This window comes from Ruegeria sp. BJ5 (assembly GCF_056537865.1).
In genome coordinates, this window is the sequence record NZ_JBQFSH010000001.1 from 598,085 (window position 1) to 616,980 (window position 18,896).

The window sequence follows — 18,896 nt, forward strand, 5'->3', positions numbered from 1 at the left end:
AAGTCCCAGGGCGCTATCTTCAAACATAAGTATTTTTAGATTGGTCTTTGTGATAGTTATCAATTGCCTAGAGGGGCTTGTCTTGATTCCCCCTTTTTGCCGAACCGCCTGACCTGCGAAGGGCGTGTTGAATGATTGACGGATCGGGGGACGCATTTTCCCCTTTTTGACTTTCCTGCAAGGCCGTTTTTGCCTGACCACATAAGGAGAAAAAGATGTCATCACAGGGAAATTTAACGCATCTATGGCGCAGAGGACTGCGACGATTGGCAGTTGCTACGGTTTCTGTCGCGCTGGCCGCGCCGGCCTGGGCGCAAGATCAGAAACCCAACATTCTGGTCATCTGGGGCGACGACATCGGTCAGTCGAACATCTCGGCCTATACCAAAGGCATGATGGGATACCGTACGCCCAATATCGACCGGGTCGCGAATGAAGGTATGATCTTCACCGACTATTATGGTGAGCAGTCCTGTACCGCAGGGCGGTCGTCTTACATCATGGGTCAGTCAGTGTTCCGCACAGGGCTGTCGAAGGTTGGCCTGCCAGGTGCCGATCTTGGTATGCAGGTCGAAGATCCGACCATTGCTGGGTTGTTGAAGGACCACGGCTATGCCACCGGTCAATTCGGCAAGAACCACCTTGGAGACAAAGATGAACATCTTCCGACAAACCACGGATTTGACGAGTTTTTCGGAAATCTCTATCACCTGAACGCGGAAGAGGAGCCCGAGAACGAAGACTATCCGGGTGATACCGTTTTGCCCGATGGCCGGACTTTCCGCGAAGCCTTTGGTCCCCGTGGCGTCATCAAGTCCAAGGCCGACGGAACCATCGAAGATACCGGACCGCTGACCAAGAAGCGGATGGAGACCGTGGATGAGGAAACGGTGGCTGCGGCGATCGACTTCATCAAGCGGGCCCACGAGCAAGGCCAGCCCTTCTATGTCTGGTGGAACGGAACGCGCATGCACTTCCGCACTCATGTCAAAGACGAGATGCGCCAGCAGGCCAATGACATGACCGGACGTGTGATGGACGAATACTCGGCCGGCATGATCGAACATGACATGCATGTGGGCCAGCTGCTCGATCTGCTGGACGAGCTGGGCATCGCCGACAACACGATCGTCCATTACTCGACAGACAACGGACCGCACTACAATACGTGGCCCGATGCTGCTTCCACGCCGTTCTGGGGCGAAAAGAACACCAACTGGGAAGGCGGCTGGCGCGTGCCTTCGATGGTGCGTTGGCCCGGCAAGATCGAACCCGGATCGGTCACCAACGAGATCGTGCATCACATGGACTGGCTCCCGACCTATCTGGCGGCGGCCGGAGATCCCGAGATCAAGGACAAGCTGAAGGCAGGCTATTCGTCCTCGGGGATGGGTCGCGACTACAAGGTGCATCTGGACGGCTACAACATCCTGCCGCTCTTGACGGGTGAAACCACAGAAAGCCCGCGCAAGGAGATCTTCTATTTTTCGGATGACGGCGACATGACGGCGCTGCGCTTCGGAGACTGGAAGCTGATCTTCCTGGAGCAGAAGGCTTGGGCCACCCTGCGCGCCTGGATGGAGCCGTGGACCGAACTGCGCGTTCCGATCATCGTGAACCTGCGCCGCGATCCCTATGAACGCGGATATCGCACGTCCAACACCTACTATGACTGGATGATCGACCGCGTGTATTTCCTGGTGCCCGCGCAGCAATACGTGGCGAATTTCCTCGCAACCTTCCAAGAATTCCCGCCGCGCCAGAAGGCGGCGAGCTTCAGCCTGGATCAGGTGATGGAAAAGATGCTGACGCCGACCAACAACTGATAAAGGTCGGTTCTACTCTCGAGGGTCGCCGGCTTGATCGGCGACCCTCATTTCTTTGATGCGAAAGGATATTTCATGTTCCGCCTGATCTTCTCAGCCGCCGTTTTCGCGTTGCCTGCGGGCCTTGCGGCGGACCCTCTGCCCAGTTGGACCGACAGTCCGGCCAAGGAACGGATCATCGCCTTTGTCGATACGGTGACGACGCCGAACTCGGACGACTATGTCACCCCCGCAGACAGGGTGGCGGTGTTTGACAATGACGGAACGCTCTGGGCCGAGCAGCCGGTCTATTTCCAGTTCATATACGCCATGGATGAGTTGGCCGAGATGGCGCAGGACGATCCCTCGATCCTGACCACGCCGACCTTGGAGGCCGCGGCCAAGGGCGACGCCGAAACCGTTCTGAAGGGCGGTGAAGATGCCTTGATCGAAGTCGTCAGCGCCACGCATTCGGGGCTCAGCGTCGATGCGTTCCAGGCTTCCGTCGCCGAATGGCTTCAGACGGAACGCCATCCCGATACGGGGCTGGCCTATGACCAGATGACGTACCAGCCCATGGTCGAACTGCTCAGGTATCTGCGCGACGAGGGATTCACGACCTACATAGTTTCGGGTGGAGGCCTGCATTTCATGCGCGTGTTCGCCGAGGACGCCTATGGGATACCGCCCAACCAGATCTTGGGTACCTATGCGGACAGCACCTACGAACTTGTCGACGGCACTCCCACGATCATGAAGGCGCCCGCGCTGGCGTTCATCGACGACAAGGAGGGCAAGCCAATCAACATCGAGCGTACGATCGGGAAACGCCCGATCCTGGCGGTCGGCAACTCGGACGGTGATTTTGCCATGCTGGAATGGACCACCGCCGGCGACGGGCCGCGGATGGGCGTTCTGATCCACCACACAGATGCCGAACGGGAATGGGCCTATGATCGCGACAGCCACATCGGGCGGCTTGTCGACGGGCTGGACAAAGGCACTGAAATGGGCTGGGTTATCGTGGATATGGCCAAAGACTGGTCCCGGGTTTTCACCGGCTCGAACTAAAGCGCGGAAAGGTCGGCACACACATGTGGACATTCATCGCCTCGCTGTCCGTCTTTGCCATCTACTGTGTCGCGGTGTTTTTCGCAGTACGGGCCGCCCAGACGGCGCGCACCCCGCAGGGTGCCGTGGGATGGGTGGTGTTTCTGCTTTCGGCACCGTTTCTGGCGGTGCCGCTATACCTGTTTCTGGGACATCACCGGTTCAAAGGGTATCGGATCGCCCGCAAGGAAAGTGAGCGCGTGGTCGAAGGGATCCGCAGCTTTGCCGATCACTCAAAACCCGATCCCGCGACGCTGACCGTCAATCCGCGCCCGTTTGAGGCGCTGGCTCACCTGCCCCTGTCCCGCGGCAACGGGGCCGAACTGTTGATCGACGGACAGGCGACGTTCCAATCCATCTTCCGCGCGATCGATGCGGCCAAAAACTACGTCCTCATTCAGTTCTACATCGTGCGCGATGACGCGCTGGGGCTGGAACTGCAAGACAGGCTGATCGATGCGGCCAAACGCGGGGTCAGCGTCCGGTTCATGACTGACGCGGTGGGCAGCTATGGCCTGCCGTCCTCATACCTGGAGGATCTGCGCTCGGCCGGTGTGGATGTCGCTGATCCACGGGACCAGCGCGGGCCGAAGTTCCGGTTTCAGCTGAATTACCGCAACCACCGCAAGACCGTGATCATCGACGGCGAAACCGGGTTCATCGGCGGGCACAATGTGGGCGTCGAATACCTGGGGCAGGATCCGTATTTTGGCCGCTGGCGGGACACCCACATCAAGATGACCGGCCATATCGTTCGTCAGTTGCAGCTGATTTTCACCGAGGACTGGCACTGGGCCCGCGGAGAAGACCTGATTGACGTGCTGGACTGGGCCGGATCGGAATCCGATCAGGACATGAACGCGCTGCTGGTCGCCACCGGACCGGGCGACGCGACTGAAACGGGGTCGTTGATGTTCTTTTCCACGATCGCTGCGGCACAGGAGCGGCTGTGGATCGCATCACCCTATTTCGTGCCGGATATCGACGTGATGACGGCACTGGAACATGCCGCGCTGCGCGGCGTCGATGTCCGCATTCTGGTGCCGGACATGATCGACCACCGCCTGCCCTGGTTGGCCGCCTTTGCCTATTTCGATGAAATCCGGGATTCCGGCGTACGTGTGTTCCGCTACACCGACGGGTTCATGCACCAAAAGGTCATTCTGGTGGACGATACGTTGGCCGCAGTTGGCACCACCAACCTGGACAACCGCTCGTTCCGTCTGAATTTCGAAGCGATGGCGCTGTTCTTCGACAGCCGGGCAGCCGCTGCCACCGAGGACATGCTGAAGACCGATTTCGAAGCCAGCTACGAAATGACCAGAAGCCTCGCCCAGCAACCGCCGCATATCCGCTATGGCGCGCCTTTGGCGCGGTTGTTCTCGCCGATCCTCTAGGTCAGGAATCGTTCTTGGAACACGCGCGTCATCAGCGCGACCATGAATGCCGTGGAAAGACCGAAGGCCAACAATCCGGTGACCGAGGCGAAGGCCCCGAAAATCCGCAACCCCTCGCCCAATACAATGTCGCCATAGCCCAGTGTCGTGAAGGTCACGAGCGAGAAGTACAGGGCCGAGTTCCAGTCCGGCAGGACATCTCCCATCACCCAGACGATCGCCCAGATCCACACCTGGATCGTGTGCGTCGCCACGATGACGGCCAGCGCCAAGGCGATCGGGCCTGCCGTGGGCAGAAAGGTTCCCTGCCCTTCCCACCTGTCGATCACCTTGCGCACCATGATGGTGCACCATGTGAGCAGCCCGATCTCGATCAGGAAACACAGCCCCAGATAGAAGCTGCCCCAAAGGATCTGCTGCGACAATGTCATGGTGATACCCTGCATCGGCCCGGAAACTGAAACTGCACAATGGCGGCTCTGCCCTCTAGGCACAAGGCCGGACAGCGGGCGGTCATGCGACGAAAAGAACCGAAACTTTTTGAAGGCTGGACAGCGGATCGGCGCGCCGCACATTGTAGAGCGCACCAAGTGGAACTGATCATGTTGTTGGAAATACAGAATATCCACAAAACCTACCCGCGCGGGCGGCCTGTCCTGAACGACGTATCGTTGTCGCTGGAACGCGGTCAGACGCTTGCCATCACCGGCGAAAGTGGCAGCGGTAAAAGCACGTTGCTGAACCTTGCCGGCGCGCTGGACAGTTTTGACAGCGGTGAGATCGTTCTGGATGGCACGGCGTTGTCGCGACTGGACGATCGCGGCCGCGCCTTGTTAAGGCGCGAAGACGTGTCCCTGGTGTTCCAGCAATTCAATCTTATCCCGTCGCTGACGGTTGCGCAGAACTTGTCATTTCATGCCCGGCTGGCAAATCGCGTTGACCCCGAGTGGCTCGCGCATCTGACCGCGACGCTCGGTCTCGCCGATTTGACCCAACGCTATCCCGAACATCTGTCGGGCGGCCAGCAACAGCGGGTCGCGATTGGCCGGGCCCTTGCCGTCCGGCCCAAGCTGCTGCTGGCGGACGAGCCGACGGGAAACCTGGACGAGACTGCAAGCGCGGCGGTTCTGGACCTTATGCTGTCCTTGGTCGCGGATACCGGGGCAGCCCTGCTGTTGGTGACGCATTCGCCCGTGATCGCAGCCCGGCTTGACCGAACGGCGCACCTTGCAAACGGGCGGATCGCATGACGCGCACCGTGATCCAGGCCCTCTGGTCGCATTGGCGTTGGCACCGTATCCAACTGGCCACGCTGCTGATCGGAATCGCGCTTGCGACAGGCCTTTGGTCGGCGGTCCAGGCCATCAACGCCGAAGCCCGTGCCAGCTATGCGCGTGCCAACCAACAATTGGCGCTTGGGCAGATGGAGATGCTGCGGCATCCGTCCGGCCACATTCCATTGGAAACATACGTAAATATGCGTCGCGCCGGATGGCAGGTCGCGGCCGTTCTGGAAGGTCGGTACAGGGTTGGGGACCGGTCGGTTCTTTTGACCGGAGTGGACCTTGTCTCCTACCCCCCGCTTCCGGCGGTAACGCAACTGGAACAGGAAGAAGCCCCACCCGACCCGGCGGCCATGCTGACCGCGCCCGGCCGACTGCTGGCGCCACCCGACTTGGTGCCGATGCTGGAGGATCGGCCCGATCTTCCACCGGCGATCGCCAGCACTGCGCTTCCCCCCAATGTGGTTCTGACCGATATCGGCGTGGCTGAGACGTTGCTGAACAAACCGGGTGAGATTTCGCGACTTGCCATCCTGCCCGATCAGCCTCGCGGAGTTGCGCCCCTGTCCCAGGTTGCGCCAGAGCTGAACCGCCAGCCCCCCGGAAACAGCGTCGACACTGCTCGCCTGACCGACAGCTTCCACCTGAACCTTTCCGCGTTCGGCCTGCTGTCCTTCGCCGTCGGGCTGTTCATTGTACATGGAACGGTTGGGCTGGCCTTTGCGCAGCGCCGCGGAATGGTGCGCAGTCTGCGTGCGATGGGTGTCCCGATGGGGACGCTTTCCCGCATCATTCTGGCCGAACTTGTAGGTCTGGCTTTGATCGGTGGATCCATGGGCCTGCTGCTGGGTTTTTTCCTGGCCGGAGCGTTGTTGCCCGATGTCGCCGCAACCCTGCGCGGGCTCTATGGGGCTCCGGTGGATGGCCAGTTGCAACTGAGGGGCGGTTGGGTGCTGGCCGGGCTGGGTATGTCCATCGCAGGGACCTTGGCGGCCAGCGGATCCGCCCTGTGGCGTCTGAGCCGAATGCCGATATTGTCCGGCCCCGGCCTGCAGGCATGGCGTGGACGCAGCACACGAGCCGTCGTGACCGGACTGGCGGGTGTGGGGCTCGCTCTTGGCGGGGTCGTGATCTTTCTGCTCTTTGACGGATTGGTCGCTGGTTTCGCTCTGATGGCAGGCATTCTGACCGGCAGCGCCCTTTTGCTACCTTTGGTTTTGTCCAGCATATTGCACCTGTGTGCAGGGCGCGTCCGTGACCCGGTGCGGCAGTGGGTGCTGGCCGACATGCAGGCCCAGCTGCCGGGCCTGTCGCTTGCGCTGATGGCCCTGCTGCTGGCCCTGGCCGCCAATATCGGTGTCGGAACCATGGTGTCCAGCTTCCGGCTTACCTTCGTCGGTTGGCTGGACCAGCGCCTGATGGCCGAGCTGTACATCACGGCAAAGGACTCGGATCAAGGTCTCGAGATCGAGACATGGCTGACCCCGCGCGTTGACGCAGTCCTACCGATACGGAATGTGGAGCTGGATCATCCAACAGGCCCGCTGTTTCTGTACGGAGTGGTCGATCACGCGACCTACCGGGACAACTGGCCCCTTGTCGCCGCTGTCCCGGACGTATGGACCAAGGTTCTGGCCGACGGCGCCATCCTGATCAACGAACAACTGGCCCGCCGTGCTGATCTGTGGCCCGGGGATTCGATTGCGCTCAACGCCGATCACACTCTGGCAATCGCTGGCGTCTATTCCGACTACGGCAATCCGACCGGGCAAGGGATCGTCTCAATGGACCTGTTCGGCAGGGTCGCGCCAAATGCCGAAAACCGACGGTTTGGTATTCGCATCGCTCCGGAGCGCGTAGATGAGCTGGCGGCGGATCTGCAGAACAGGTTTGATCTGGACCCCGGCGCGATCATCCGGCAGGCCGCGGTGAAGGCGCAGTCCATGGCGATCTTCGAAAAGACATTCGTCGTGACATCCGCGCTGAACATCCTGACGCTTGGCGTGGCCGGCTTCGCCATTCTGACCAGCTTGCTTACGCTCTGGACCCAGCGGCTGCCTCAGGTCGCTCCGGTCTGGGCAATGGGGCTGACGCTGTCGCATCTGTCGAAACTGGAACTGGCGCGGAGCATGGTTCTGGCTTTCCTTACCGCCTGCCTCGCCTTGCCGCTGGGTCTGGCGCTGGCTTGGATTCTGCTGGCCGTCATCAATGTCGAGGCGTTTGGATGGCGGCTACCCATGCACCTTTTCCCGTCGTCATGGGTGCAGCTCATGCTTTGGACACTTGTGGCCGCCGCCCTTGCCGCGGCGCTGCCCGCCTTGCGTCTTCGTCGGGTGCCGCCGGCCGATTTGCTGAGGGTCTTTGCCAATGAACGCTAAACTACTCGTGTGTGCGCTGTTCTGGCCCCTTGCGGCAATGGCGCAGGGGTTTGCCGGTTTGGGCGGTTCTGCCGACGGGTTTGACGTACCACAACCAGAGTACCAGTTCGATTTTCCCGCCGACCACGGCCCGCATCCATCCTATCGGATCGAATGGTGGTACCTGACGGCCAATTTGACCGGAGAGGACGGTCGGGACTACGGCATACAGTGGACTCTGTTTCGCTCTGCCTTGAAGCCATTTGAAACCGCTGGCTGGCAAAGCCCACAGATCTGGATGGGCCATGCCGCACTGACAACTCCGGAACGCCACTTCTTTGCCGAGCGCCTGTCTCGTGGAGGAATTGGGCAGGCCGGTGTCACTGCCGACCCGTTCGAAGCATGGATCGACGAATGGCGCATGGCAGGACCAACGCTCGAGACCCTGACCCTGACTGCAAACGGAGCCGATTTCGGGTACGACCTGAACCTGTCTGCTTCGGGGCCGCTGGTCTTTCATGGTGAGAATGGCTTTTCCGTGAAATCCGCTGATGGGCAAGCCAGCTACTATTATTCGCAGCCGGGCTACGCCGTCCAAGGCACGCTGTATCTGCCCGACGGCGATGTAGCGGTCACCGGGAACGGATGGCTGGACCGAGAGTGGTCTTCGCAGCCTTTGGCCGCCGACCAGTCAGGGTGGGACTGGTTCTCACTCAGCTTCAAGGACGGCGACAAGTTGATGGCGTTTCGCCTGCGCGGCGGACGTGGGGACTATACCTCGGCCACCTGGATCAACGCGGATGGTTCCAGCCGCAACCTGCCGGACGGGTCAGTGACCTTCACACCACTGGAAACCAGCCGGGTGGCGGACCGCGATGTTCCGACGGATTGGCGCGTGACCATCCCGGGCGAGGATCTGGACATTCGCGTCCAAGCTCAGAACACCCAAGCCTGGATGGGGACGCGCTTTCAATACTGGGAGGGACCGGTCACCGTGTCAGGCAGCCACAAGGGGCGCGGCTACCTTGAGATGACCGGCTACTAGCGGGACTTAGCGGACCACATAGACCGAAACGTTCGAGTGGCGCACCACTCGCGCCGCGTTCGGTCCCAGCAGGTAATCCTTGAAATCCGGCTTGTGCGCACCGATCACGATCAGATCGCTGCCGGCACTTTCGGCGGTCTTCAGGATCTCCTGATAGGCCGTCCCGGTTGCAACGACATGGCGGATCGTGGCGTTGCGCTCCGACCCGACCGCATCGACACACAGCTCAACCAGCTTGTCATGCGCTTCGTGCTGAGCCTTGTCGTGGAAGTCGGGCCGGAAAAAGCCGGACACCCAGCTTTCACCGAAATCCGGCAGTACGGTCACCACGTCCAGCTGCGCCCCGTCGAGATCGGCCAGTTTCGCGGCAATTTTCAGGACAGGAGCATCGATATTGCCGTTGCTGATATCAACGGCGCACAGGACGGACTTTGTCATGCGGGCACCTCTTGTCTGGCGGCACGGCCGCGTTGCAGGAAGGCGATCAACCCCAGCAGCAGCATGGCCGGGATATAGATCAACTGTTTGGGCGGCTGGCTGACCGGCAGATCGGCGGATGCGATACGCACCGGCTCGTCCGCGTAATAGTCGAAATTGGCCAGATCATCGGCGATGGGCGAGCCGAACATAGGTTCGTCCATCTTCATCAGGCCATCTTCATCGATCAGCAAAAAGCCCATGGCATCAACACGCGCCGCACCATCAGGTTCGGACCCTACGGTGACGACGACCGTGGTCTCGGTCATGTTGCCGGTGTCGAAATCCGGCCCGCTGACCACGACCCGCACGTCGGTGCCGGGTTCGGCCTCACCAATGGCCTGCACGAATCCGGCCGGCTCGACTTCGAGGTGCGAGGGCGAGATGCGATCCATGAAATAATCCGGCCGGAACAGCGCGAAAGCGATCGCGATCAGCGCAACGCTTTCGTATATGCGGCTGTGGGTCAGGAAGTAGCCCATCGTGCCGGCCGTGAACACGAGAATCGCAATCGTTGCGAATATGGCCACTATGATCCCCTCAACCCAGGTGACATCGATCAGCAGCAGGTCGGTGTTGAAGATGAACACGAAGGGAAGCGCCACCGTACGCAGGCTGTAGAAGAAGGCGGTGAAGCCGGTCTTGATCGCATCACCTCCCGAAACGGCGGCCGCAGCAAAACTGGCGAGGCCCACAGGAGGCGTCACGTCAGCCATTATGCCGAAGTAGAACACGAACAGGTGCACGGCGATCAGCGGCACGATCAGGCCGCTTTGCGCGCCCAGTTCCACCACAACGCCCGCCATCAGCGAGCTGACGACGATATAGTTTGCCGTGGTCGGCAGCCCCATGCCGAGGATCAGGCTGAGCAGCCCGACCATCACCAGCATCAGGATCAGGTTGCCGCCGGACAGGAACTCGACCAGATCGGCCATCACCTGCCCCACACCGGTCAGGGTCACGGTGCCCACGATCACGCCGGCCGTGGCCGTGGCCAGCGCAATGCCGATCATGTTGCGCGCGCCGTCGATCAAGCCCTGCCACAGATCGGCAACCCCATCGACAAAGGAGTTTGCCAGATCGCTTTGACCCCGGAAAATCGCCTTGAGCGGTTTCTGCGTCAGCAGGATCACGAACAGCAGCGCGGTTGCCCAGAAGGCCGACAGACCCGGCGACTTCTGTTCGATCATCAGGAAGTAGACCAGAACGATGATCGGCAGCAGGTAATGCAGGCCGGCCTTGTAGATCTCGGAGATCACCGGCAGCTTCACTTCGGTCGCGTTCGGGTCATCGGGCTCAAGGTCGGGAACCTGAGCCGCCAGGAACAGCAGAGCAACATAGACGGCGCACACCGCCAGGCTCAGGATCAGACCAGCGCTGGACGGCGCCCAGCTTGTGACAGCATCCACCGGGAACTGCGAACCATAGCAGAGCCCCGCAAACACCAGGAAGAACATCAGCATCCCCACGACCGTGCGCGCCAGATGCACGTCGCGGTCGCCCAGAGTGGGCATGTTCCGCTTCACGGCCTCGAGATGGACGATGTAGACCAGCGCGATGTAGGAAATCGCCGCCGGCAGGAAGGCGTGGGTGATGACCTCGACATACGAGATGCCCACGTACTCAACCATCAGGAAGGCGGCGGCGCCCATCACGGGCGGCATGATCTGGCCGTTGACCGAACTTGCAACCTCGACCGAGCCGGCCTGCTCGCTGGTAAAGCCTACGCGCTTCATCAGCGGGATGGTGAAGGTGCCGGTGGTGACGACGTTGGCGATGGACGAGCCCGAAATCAGGCCGGTTGCGGCCGAGCCGACAACGGCGGCCTTGGCCGGACCGCCGCGCAGGTGACCCAGCGCGCCGAAGGCCATCTTGATGAAGTAATTCCCTGCCCCGGCCTTATCCAGCAAAGCGCCGAACAGAACGAAGAGGAACACGAATTTCGTCGAAACACCCAAGGCGATACCGAACACACCCTCGGACGTGATCCACATGTGGCTCATCGCCTTTTTCAGGCTGGCGCCTTTCCAGCGGATCACCTCGGGCACCCACTCGGACGAGCCGAAGAACACATAGGCCAGGAAGATCGTCGCAATGATCGCCATGGCGGGGCCAAGCGCGCGCCGCGCGGCTTCGAACAGCAGGATCAAACCACCGAGGGCGATCCACTTGTCGACATCATCCGCCAGACCGCCCGCATTGACGATCTTGTCATAGAAGAAATAGCCGTAAAGGGCGACACCGGCCCCCAGTACACCCATGATCCAATCCTGGATCGGAATGTAGTTTCGCGGACTGGATTTAAGCGCTGGATAAGCCGCGAAGGCCAGGAACATCGCGAAGGCCAAATGAAACTGACGCGCGTTGTTCACAACGCTGCCGGGCAGCACATAGTTGGCAATCGGTGACGCCAGAACGACTTGAAAGATCGACCAAATCGCGGCCACGATCGCCAGGAACAAGCCGACATTGCCAGCCGGGTCCCGCGCCCCCGCATCCGAGGATGCGACCAGTTCCTGTAGTTCTTCTTCGGATAACGGACGATTGCCCTGTTGATCAGCGCTCATCAAATGTCTCCCCGTCCAACGGCCGGTTTCCGGCGCAGTTTTGGTATTACCGGCCTCTCACCGGTGAAAACGAGGCGCGAACAGCGCCTCGTTTCTGGACTTGAAGGTGGATTACTGGATCCAGCCTTTTTCTTTGTAGTACTTCTCGGCGCCCGGATGCAGCGGAGCCGACAGACCGTCCTTGATCATTTCCTCAGGCTTGAGGTTGGCGAAGGCCGGGTGCAGCTTTTTGAAGTCGTCGAAGTTCTCGAAGACCGAGCTGACAACCGCGTACACCGCATCGTCAGACACGTTTGCCGAAGTCACGAAGGTCGCGCCCACACCGAAGGTCTGGGTGTCAGCGTCCGAACCGCGATACATGCCGCCGGGGATGGTGGCCGTACGGTAGAACGAGTTGTCGGCAACCAGCTTGTCAACGGCTTCGCCGCTGACGTTCACCAGAACCGAGTCGCACGCAGTGGTGGCTTCCTGGATCGAACCGGACGGGTGGCCGACGGTGTAGACCATCGCATCGATTTGGTTGTCACACAGCGCGGCCGACTGTTCGGCGGCCTTCAGCTCGGTTGCCAGTTCGAAGTCATCCGTGGTCCAGCCCAGGGCTTCCATCAGAACTTCCATAGTGCCGCGCTGACCCGAACCGGGGTTGCCGATGTTGACGCGCTTGCCCTTCAGGTCTTCGAAGTTCTTGATGCCGGAATCGGCACGGGCCACCACGGTAAACGGCTCGGGGTGAACAGAGAATACGGCGCGCAGCTCTTCGAACGGGCCGTTTTCCTCGAATTTCGAGGTGCCGTTGTAGGCATGGTACTGCCAGTCGGACTGGGCCACACCGAATTCCAGCTCGCCTTCGCGAATGGTGTTGATGTTGTAGACCGATCCACCCGTCGATTCGACCGAGCAACGCACGCCATGTTCTTTGCGGCCCTTGTTCACCAGACGGCAGATCGCGCCACCGGTGGGATAGTACACGCCGGTCACACCGCCGGTGCCGATGGTGATGAATTCTTCGGCATAAGCCGCCGGAGCCATGAGGGCAGCGGTCACGACCGCGCCGAGGCTGAGCTTGCTTTTCTTGATCATTTAGGAACTCCCAAGATTCTTATTGTGGACGGAAGACAGGCCAAAGGCCCCTTGTCCGGGGGACGAGCCATTATGACAATCCGCATGAGCAGGCAACGGATGAGCTCAAATTTTCCCGAATTCTCCCAACGGTCACGATGGTTTGTTGCCCGTACCGCTGTTGTCAAGCGTTAAGCGCCCGTCCCCGGCGCCGGGACGCACATATGACGTAGAACCCGAAAATTTCCCCGGCTTGACCCCGCAACTATGGGTGTCGCACCGTGTTGACCGGTCTGTGGCGCGTCAAGTATGATCTCTCAGGTCGCTGAGTTCGAAGATTTCTTGTTTTGTGACAATCGGTTATTTGTTTTTTTCCTGTTCGTGTGAGTTCACAGCGTGATTGGTTATTCTTCATTGCAAAGCAAATCGTCATCAATCAGCGAGTTCCGCTGGCATTTGTTTCTGGCGCTGGTCTTCACGGTCGCCGCCGGCGAGATGTTTTTCGACACATATCGCGTCGTTTACTTTGGCGCGGTCTCTTTTGACGACTATTCCCACTACCTGCTGTATCTTCTGGATGAAGAGCGTGGCCGGGTTCCCCCTTCGCCGCATGTTTACCGCATAGGCTCGGTTATACTTGCGCTGCCGTTCTACAATCTGCCATTCGTCTCACTGTCCACCGGGTCGGGAGAAGTCTTTCTTCCTGACAGCGTTGCTGACGCAAAGGCACTGGCCGCGATGTGTGCCGCAAACGTCTTCTACCTGGTTCTGACGGCGCTTCTGGTTTACGCCTATTTGCTGCGGCGTGTTGGAACCAATGCGCAGTGGGCATTCATCGGCGCCGCGTCAGTTCTGTTTCTGGGGCAGTTTCTGGCGCTGGAAGGCAATGACGGCATCTCGGTCTTTCCATTGACAGTGGCCCTTCTGTTTGCTGCCGAGAAGAAATGGAAGTGGTTTCTTCTTACCGTGTTTCTTGGCGCGTTCATCAATGAAAAGATCATCATCGTGACGCTGCTGATCTTTGGTCTGCGCGCATTGGCAATAATGTCCTTGCGCAGCCACGAGGCCAAGGTCACGGCCGCTCTGTTTTGCCTGTTCGTTGGATTTCTGGTTGTCATTACCGCATTTCCGTTTCCGGGCGTGAACGACAATCAGAGAGAGATTGGGCAATTCATCTCCAGCGCGCTGTCCACGCTGAAAGGCAGCACAAGTGTCAAAGGACTGTATCTGAACGTCTGGCCGTTGTTGGTTCTGACCGCCTGCTGGTGGATTGCCGTGACCGGTCAAGCTGAACATCAGGTCCTACGCCGGACGGACGTTTTGGCGCTGCTGGCGTTTTTCTCGCTCATCGCCATGTTGAACGTACAGTTCAATATCGGTCGGCTGGTCATGTACTTCATGCCGTTTTTTGTCGTGGGCTGCATTCAGGCCCTCGCAGCCAGCGACAACTTGCGCGCGACTTCGTCTAGAGACGGCAATGAGTGACGAGGCCACCCGGCAACGCGAGGTCAGATGCTGAGCTTCTTGAACACCGGCTCGGGGATGTTTCGGATGATCGCCATGATCAATTGCCAAATCGGCTTAACGTAGATCACGTTCCGACCGCGCTCGACCGCCCGGGCCGTTGCGGCGGCAACTTCGGACGGCTGCGCCGTCAGACGCTCGGGCAAGTCCATTCCTTCGGTCATTTGTGTGTCGACGAATCCCGGAAGAACCGTCACGACATGCACGCCTTTCTTGGCGAGCCGGTTGCGCAAGCCGGACAGAAAAGCAGTCAGGCCGGCCTTGGCCGATCCGTAAACATAGTTGGTCGCCCGGCCCCGATCACCGGCCACGGAACTGACACCCACAATCGTACCCGATCCGCGCTCTTCAAACCGGTTGGCAAACGCTCCGAGGATCTGAGCCGGCCCTTCGAAGTTGCTGCGCATCACCAGAGAAGCCGCGGCAGCGTCCCCTTCATTCTCGGTCTGCTCGCCCATGTACCCGACAACGCACACGACGATCCCCGGCAAATCAGGCAACGCATCGATGAACCCATCGAAGCTGCCGGTTTCCAGAACGTCGAACTCGTGCAACGTTGCCCCGACACCATAGCGCAGTTCGATATCGGCCTTGTCGGCCTCGAGCGTCTCAGCATTCCGGGCGGCCAGCTGGACCGGGTGCCCCCGCTCGGCAAACTCATGAGCGATGGCCTTGCCGATATCCGACCGGGCACCAAGAACGAGAACGTGTTCCATTGTCATATTTCAAGCCTTTCTGACTGGGCCGAGCGGAACCGGTCCCGCCACCCATTGACGTTGCGCGCCTCGCGGAATCGGGTCACGCGATCGTCTGATCTGTTCAAAGTATTGGCCGACATTCTGCTGTCTTTGGCCAGGTAGAACCGTCCACCATGTTCCAGAGTAATCCGATCCAGCTTGTCCATGAGGATGAGCGTTTTGTCGGAAATCGGGAAATCAAGCGCCAGCGTGTATCCCTCCATGGGGAAGGAAAACGGACTGTCCTGTGGACCGAACCGTTTCAGCACAGACAAAAACGAACCCATGCCTTTGCCAGCGATAGCTTGCAAAAGCTCGGTCAGACCGGCGCGTGAACGGTGGATAGGCAACGCGCATTGAAACTGGGCAAAGCCGCTGCGACCGTAGATACGGTTCCACCCCAATATGGCGTCCAGCGGATAAAAGAACGTATCCCAGTTCACCAGCTTGGTGTCGCCGTTTCGAACCCCCATCCAGTAGTAACCGGCGTTGAACGCCCGAACCGAATGGCGATTCAAGGCAAACGACGGCAGATCCATCGGCACGGATTTTTTTCGCTTGGTCGGGCAGATCAGGGGTTGCCGGGCATACCGCCCCGGCAGGTCCGAGACCGCAGCGTGTTCTCCCAGCATCACCAGAGACCGCCCCAGGTTTCGGCCAGTGGACAAGCAGTCGATCCACGCGACCGAGTATGTTGCATCCTGTGCGGCCTCGAATGCATTCATCGCATCCTGAAGGCTGGGTGCGGCTATGGTCTTTTGCTTGATCCAACCTGTCTCGACCGGCTGCAGCCGAACCGCGGCCCGTACGATGATCCCGGTAAGGCCCATGCCGCCCAAGGTGTGGTCGAACAATGCGCTGTTCGAGGCGCGGCTGCATCGGGTGATTTCCCCATCATCGCCCATGACCTCAACCCATTCGACGCAATGGCGGAAACTACCGACACGGTGGTGGTTCTTGCCATGAACATCTGCGGCGATGGCACCGCCGATCGTGACGAATTTGGTGCCCGGTGTAACGATCGGAAACCAACCCCGGGGCAGAAACGCTGCGATCACGTCGCCTAGCAGAACTCCCGCCTCGGCAACCAGCACTCCGGTCTGGTTGTCGAAGGACACCATCCTGTTCAGATGCCGGGTGTGTACGGTTGTCGTGCGCCCAATTGCGCTGTCCCCGTAGGCACGTCCATTGCCGCGCGCGATCACATCGGGTCCCTCCCGCACGACCGATCGAAGGCTTTCGACGCTGCGCGGCGCGATCACGCTGGTCTCAAGAACGGGGTACCTGCCCCAGCCGGAAAGCCTCATGCCCGAGCCTCCGCCGAGCCGGTGTTGAATACGAAGCGCTTATCGAGATGGTACTTTATCACGTAACCCACTGTCAGCCCGATAACCGCGCCAACCTCCCTCATGAGATCGGTTTTCCAAACCACCCAAAAGGCCGTCTCGGTGCCCCAAAAAATTGCAGTGGTGACCACACCCATCGCCGTATACAGCGAGAATTTCTGACCGTGGGCCTTCAGTCCCGTCTGCCGGTCATAGAAAATCCAGTGCTTGTCGAGGGTATACTTGACCACAAGGCCGACCAGAGTACCCGCAAACACTGCAGCCGCGAAGTACCAGCCACCCTCGCCAAGCGACAGGACTGCGCGCTGCGCGGCCAGGTTCAAGGCCATCGCCACGATGGCAAAGGCGGAATAGCGCAGAATCAATCCCTGAACCGTCACAGCATTGACCCCGCGACGACGAACAGCAAAATTATGGCAAAGCAAAGCAGGCTGACCGGGTCCTTGGCCGCGTAGATCACGGGATCATCGTGCATGTTGCCACGATGCGTAATCATGACGGCCCGGGTGATCCAGAACAGCAGAACAGCACACACGCCCCACAGGGCCTGCGGGTAGGAGTAGAGCTGCACCACCGCCGGCGAGCTGACGTAGAGTGCCATCACCAGAACGGCGACATAACCCGCGCTGACGGCGATCATGGAGATGATTGGAAGGTCATCCACGTGATAGCCGCGCCCGGTTGCCGACAATTTACCGCGTGCCGCATAGTCCACCAACTCGGCCTGCCTTTTGACCGCCGCAAGCGACAGGAACAGAAACATCGAAAATGCCAGGAGCCAGACTGAAAGCTCCAACCCTGTTGCCGCTCCACCCGCCACGATCCGGGTCGTGTAAAGGCCGGCCAAGACACAGATGTCGATGACCAGCTGGCGCTTTAGATTCAATGAGTACCCGGTCGTCAGTGCATAATACGCCACCATCACCAGGAAAAACTCCAGCCCGACCATGGCCGCAATGACCGAGCCTGAAATCAGCAGACCGGCAGCCATCCACGTTCCAGACGAAATCGGAATGCTGCCCGAAGCAAACGGCCGCGCGCGTTTGCGCGGATGCGCCCGATCTGCTGCAAGGTCTAGCAAGTCATTCAGGACATAGACGCTTGAGGCGATCAGGCTGAACGATATGAAAGCCAGAAGCGACAACCAAAAGACCTGCCCCGTCAGTTGATGGGCCGCGAGCATCGGCAAAAAGACCAGAAGGTTCTTCATCCATTGATGCGGACGCAAGGCCTTGAGGTAGGACTTGGCGGTCACTTCGTGTGTGTGCAGATGCTCGACCTTGGGTGCGACCGCTTCCGCTTGTTTCGCCAGTCCCGGCCCCGCGTTCACGGAAACCGCCAGATTGGCCCTTCGCCACACCGCAAGGTCGGAGTGGGAATCGCCCATATAGGCGTATCCGCCCGGACCAAAGCGTTCGTCCAGAAACTCGGCCTTGTTTTCACCTTTCAGGTTCAGCGACCCGTCGGAACCATAAACCTCGTCAAAAATACCCAAATGGGCTCCGATGCTTTGGGCGATGCCCTCATCCGAGGCCGTCACAAGGGCGGTCTTGCCGCCGTCTGCGCGCCATTTCTCGACGTATTCCAGCACCTTGGGATCATAGGGCAACGAGGTGACGTCAATTTCGGCCTCTTCGGCCAGGTAACGTTTCAATGAAGCGCGTCCCCCCAACAGAGCCGCAGCTGAGTGAAACGGGCTACGCCAGTTTCGTCCGAAAGCCGACCAAAAGCTTTCATACAGCATGTCACTCTTCAAAAGAGTGCCATCCAGATCTACCACAAGGATTTTGCACATAAATCAACCAACTATAATCATTACCCGGGACGGGGAACTATGAGGTCCGTTATTGCAAAGCTCAAAAGGCATGGCAACTGCACAACCGTGCCCGCCAACCCTTCTCGTCATAGCCTGCTTTGATATCACGTCAGTGCCTGTCACGGCTCATTGTTTCACCAATTTCTATGGCCAAATGATGGCGTCACGGCCTGTCCCGGTGACGCTGTACCATAATCGCGTTCTTTCAATCGTTTGCCGGCTCTGCACCCAATGCGGCGGTATTCAGATTGCGCGAGCTTCAAGGATCACATCACTCTGGAATGCGCCCACTTCAGCGCTCAGTCGCGCGCGGATACGCTACCAGAGACACCGCGCAACAGAGACACAGACAGCCCCTGCGCCGGCTATAGTT

The 18,896-nt window shown here is 59.7% G+C and carries 15 protein-coding genes; 7 read left to right on the forward strand and 8 right to left on the reverse strand.

Going from position 1 to position 18,896, the window contains the following annotated elements; translation table 11 throughout:
* Window positions 1-215 precede the first annotated feature (215 nt).
* The 3 genes from ACR0NY_RS03000 to cls all read left to right on the forward strand — a co-directional run bounded on the left by ACR0NY_RS03000 (window position 216) and on the right by cls (window position 4,312).
* Window positions 216-1,826, forward strand: a complete 1,611-nt coding sequence (locus ACR0NY_RS03000) for an arylsulfatase (RefSeq protein WP_093962145.1) — start codon at window positions 216-218, stop codon at window positions 1,824-1,826.
* A gap of 75 nt (window positions 1,827-1,901) precedes the next feature.
* Window positions 1,902-2,876, forward strand: a complete 975-nt coding sequence (locus ACR0NY_RS03005; protein ID WP_170368472.1) for an HAD family hydrolase — start codon at window positions 1,902-1,904, stop codon at window positions 2,874-2,876.
* A gap of 23 nt (window positions 2,877-2,899) precedes the next feature.
* Window positions 2,900-4,312: a cardiolipin synthase gene (cls, locus tag ACR0NY_RS03010; protein ID WP_170338491.1), complete on the forward strand. Its 1,413-nt coding sequence runs from the start codon at window positions 2,900-2,902 to the stop codon at window positions 4,310-4,312.
* Here the strand turns inward: cls and ACR0NY_RS03015 are convergent.
* On the reverse strand, window positions 4,309-4,743 hold the full coding sequence (locus ACR0NY_RS03015) for an ion channel (protein ID WP_170338490.1): 435 nt from the start codon (window positions 4,741-4,743) through the stop codon (window positions 4,309-4,311). The genes cls and ACR0NY_RS03015 overlap by 4 nt on opposite strands.
* Before the next feature lie 171 nt (window positions 4,744-4,914).
* On the opposite strand from ACR0NY_RS03015, the gene ACR0NY_RS03020 reads away from it, so the two are divergent.
* The 3 genes from ACR0NY_RS03020 to ACR0NY_RS03030 are packed head-to-tail and all read left to right on the forward strand — an operon-like array spanning window position 4,915 to window position 8,997.
* Window positions 4,915-5,562 (forward strand): ABC transporter ATP-binding protein, encoded by a 648-nt coding sequence (locus tag ACR0NY_RS03020; protein ID WP_170338488.1) that lies wholly within the window; start codon window positions 4,915-4,917, stop codon window positions 5,560-5,562.
* Window positions 5,559-7,973 (forward strand): ABC transporter permease, encoded by a 2,415-nt coding sequence (locus tag ACR0NY_RS03025; RefSeq protein WP_170368473.1) that lies wholly within the window; start codon window positions 5,559-5,561, stop codon window positions 7,971-7,973. Before ACR0NY_RS03020 ends, ACR0NY_RS03025 begins: the two co-directional genes overlap by 4 nt.
* Complete coding sequence (locus ACR0NY_RS03030; RefSeq protein WP_170368474.1) at window positions 7,963-8,997, forward strand: lipocalin-like domain-containing protein; 1,035 nt, start codon at window positions 7,963-7,965, stop codon at window positions 8,995-8,997. Before ACR0NY_RS03025 ends, ACR0NY_RS03030 begins: the two co-directional genes overlap by 11 nt.
* Before the next feature lie 6 nt (window positions 8,998-9,003).
* On the opposite strand, the gene ACR0NY_RS03035 is transcribed toward ACR0NY_RS03030, so the two are convergent.
* The 3 genes from ACR0NY_RS03035 to ACR0NY_RS03045 form a co-directional block, all read right to left on the reverse strand.
* Window positions 9,004-9,435 (reverse strand): universal stress protein, encoded by a 432-nt coding sequence (locus ACR0NY_RS03035; RefSeq protein WP_170338483.1) that lies wholly within the window; start codon window positions 9,433-9,435, stop codon window positions 9,004-9,006.
* Entirely contained in the window at window positions 9,432-12,041 is a 2,610-nt protein-coding gene (locus ACR0NY_RS03040; RefSeq protein ID WP_170368475.1) for a TRAP transporter permease, read from the reverse strand. The genes ACR0NY_RS03035 and ACR0NY_RS03040 overlap by 4 nt, the downstream gene beginning before the upstream one ends.
* 111 nt (window positions 12,042-12,152) lie before the next feature.
* Window positions 12,153-13,121: a TAXI family TRAP transporter solute-binding subunit gene (locus ACR0NY_RS03045; protein WP_170338481.1), complete on the reverse strand. Its 969-nt coding sequence runs from the start codon at window positions 13,119-13,121 to the stop codon at window positions 12,153-12,155.
* Window positions 13,122-13,496: 375 nt separating this feature from the next.
* On the opposite strand from ACR0NY_RS03045, the gene ACR0NY_RS03050 reads away from it, so the two are divergent.
* Entirely contained in the window at window positions 13,497-14,585 is a 1,089-nt protein-coding gene (locus ACR0NY_RS03050) for a hypothetical protein (protein ID WP_170368476.1), read from the forward strand.
* 23 nt (window positions 14,586-14,608) lie between these two features.
* On the opposite strand, the gene ACR0NY_RS03055 is transcribed toward ACR0NY_RS03050, so the two are convergent.
* Genes ACR0NY_RS03055 through ACR0NY_RS03070 form a run of 4 tightly spaced genes read right to left on the reverse strand, consistent with a single transcriptional unit; the run spans window position 14,609 to window position 18,502 of the window.
* Window positions 14,609-15,340 carry an SDR family oxidoreductase gene (locus tag ACR0NY_RS03055; RefSeq protein ID WP_244952411.1) on the reverse strand — a complete coding sequence of 244 codons (732 nt, stop codon included), beginning with the start codon at window positions 15,338-15,340 and terminating at the stop codon, window positions 14,609-14,611.
* A 2-nt stretch (window positions 15,341-15,342) separates the two neighbouring features.
* Window positions 15,343-16,668 carry an FAD-binding oxidoreductase gene (locus ACR0NY_RS03060; protein WP_170338478.1) on the reverse strand — a complete coding sequence of 442 codons (1,326 nt, stop codon included), beginning with the start codon at window positions 16,666-16,668 and terminating at the stop codon, window positions 15,343-15,345.
* Window positions 16,665-17,087, reverse strand: coding sequence for a GtrA family protein (locus ACR0NY_RS03065; protein WP_170338477.1), 423 nt, complete (start codon window positions 17,085-17,087; stop codon window positions 16,665-16,667). The genes ACR0NY_RS03060 and ACR0NY_RS03065 overlap by 4 nt, the downstream gene beginning before the upstream one ends.
* The gene (locus ACR0NY_RS03070; protein ID WP_170368477.1) at window positions 17,084-18,502 is read right to left on the reverse strand and encodes a UbiA family prenyltransferase; all 1,419 of its coding nucleotides are present in this window, start codon (window positions 18,500-18,502) and stop codon (window positions 17,084-17,086) included. The genes ACR0NY_RS03065 and ACR0NY_RS03070 overlap by 4 nt, the downstream gene beginning before the upstream one ends.
* Window positions 18,503-18,896: the final 394 nt, after the last annotated feature.

What these genes read in the sequence shown, in the direction of transcription:
- ACR0NY_RS03000 (WP_093962145.1), top strand. Translation starts at nt 216, where the DNA reads ATGTCATCACAGGGAAATTTAACGCATCTATGGCGCAGAGGACTGCGA.
- ACR0NY_RS03005 (WP_170368472.1), top strand. Translation starts at nt 1,902, where the DNA reads ATGTTCCGCCTGATCTTCTCAGCCGCCGTTTTCGCGTTGCCTGCGGGC.
- cls (WP_170338491.1), top strand. Translation starts at nt 2,900, where the DNA reads ATGTGGACATTCATCGCCTCGCTGTCCGTCTTTGCCATCTACTGTGTC.
- ACR0NY_RS03015 (WP_170338490.1), bottom strand. Translation starts at nt 4,743, where the DNA reads ATGACATTGTCGCAGCAGATCCTTTGGGGCAGCTTCTATCTGGGGCTG.
- ACR0NY_RS03020 (WP_170338488.1), top strand. Translation starts at nt 4,915, where the DNA reads ATGTTGTTGGAAATACAGAATATCCACAAAACCTACCCGCGCGGGCGG.
- ACR0NY_RS03025 (WP_170368473.1), top strand. Translation starts at nt 5,559, where the DNA reads ATGACGCGCACCGTGATCCAGGCCCTCTGGTCGCATTGGCGTTGGCAC.
- ACR0NY_RS03030 (WP_170368474.1), top strand. Translation starts at nt 7,963, where the DNA reads ATGAACGCTAAACTACTCGTGTGTGCGCTGTTCTGGCCCCTTGCGGCA.
- ACR0NY_RS03035 (WP_170338483.1), bottom strand. Translation starts at nt 9,435, where the DNA reads ATGACAAAGTCCGTCCTGTGCGCCGTTGATATCAGCAACGGCAATATC.
- ACR0NY_RS03040 (WP_170368475.1), bottom strand. Translation starts at nt 12,041, where the DNA reads ATGAGCGCTGATCAACAGGGCAATCGTCCGTTATCCGAAGAAGAACTA.
- ACR0NY_RS03045 (WP_170338481.1), bottom strand. Translation starts at nt 13,121, where the DNA reads ATGATCAAGAAAAGCAAGCTCAGCCTCGGCGCGGTCGTGACCGCTGCC.
- ACR0NY_RS03055 (WP_244952411.1), bottom strand. Translation starts at nt 15,340, where the DNA reads ATGGAACACGTTCTCGTTCTTGGTGCCCGGTCGGATATCGGCAAGGCC.
- ACR0NY_RS03060 (WP_170338478.1), bottom strand. Translation starts at nt 16,668, where the DNA reads ATGAGGCTTTCCGGCTGGGGCAGGTACCCCGTTCTTGAGACCAGCGTG.
- ACR0NY_RS03070 (WP_170368477.1), bottom strand. Translation starts at nt 18,502, where the DNA reads ATGTGCAAAATCCTTGTGGTAGATCTGGATGGCACTCTTTTGAAGAGT.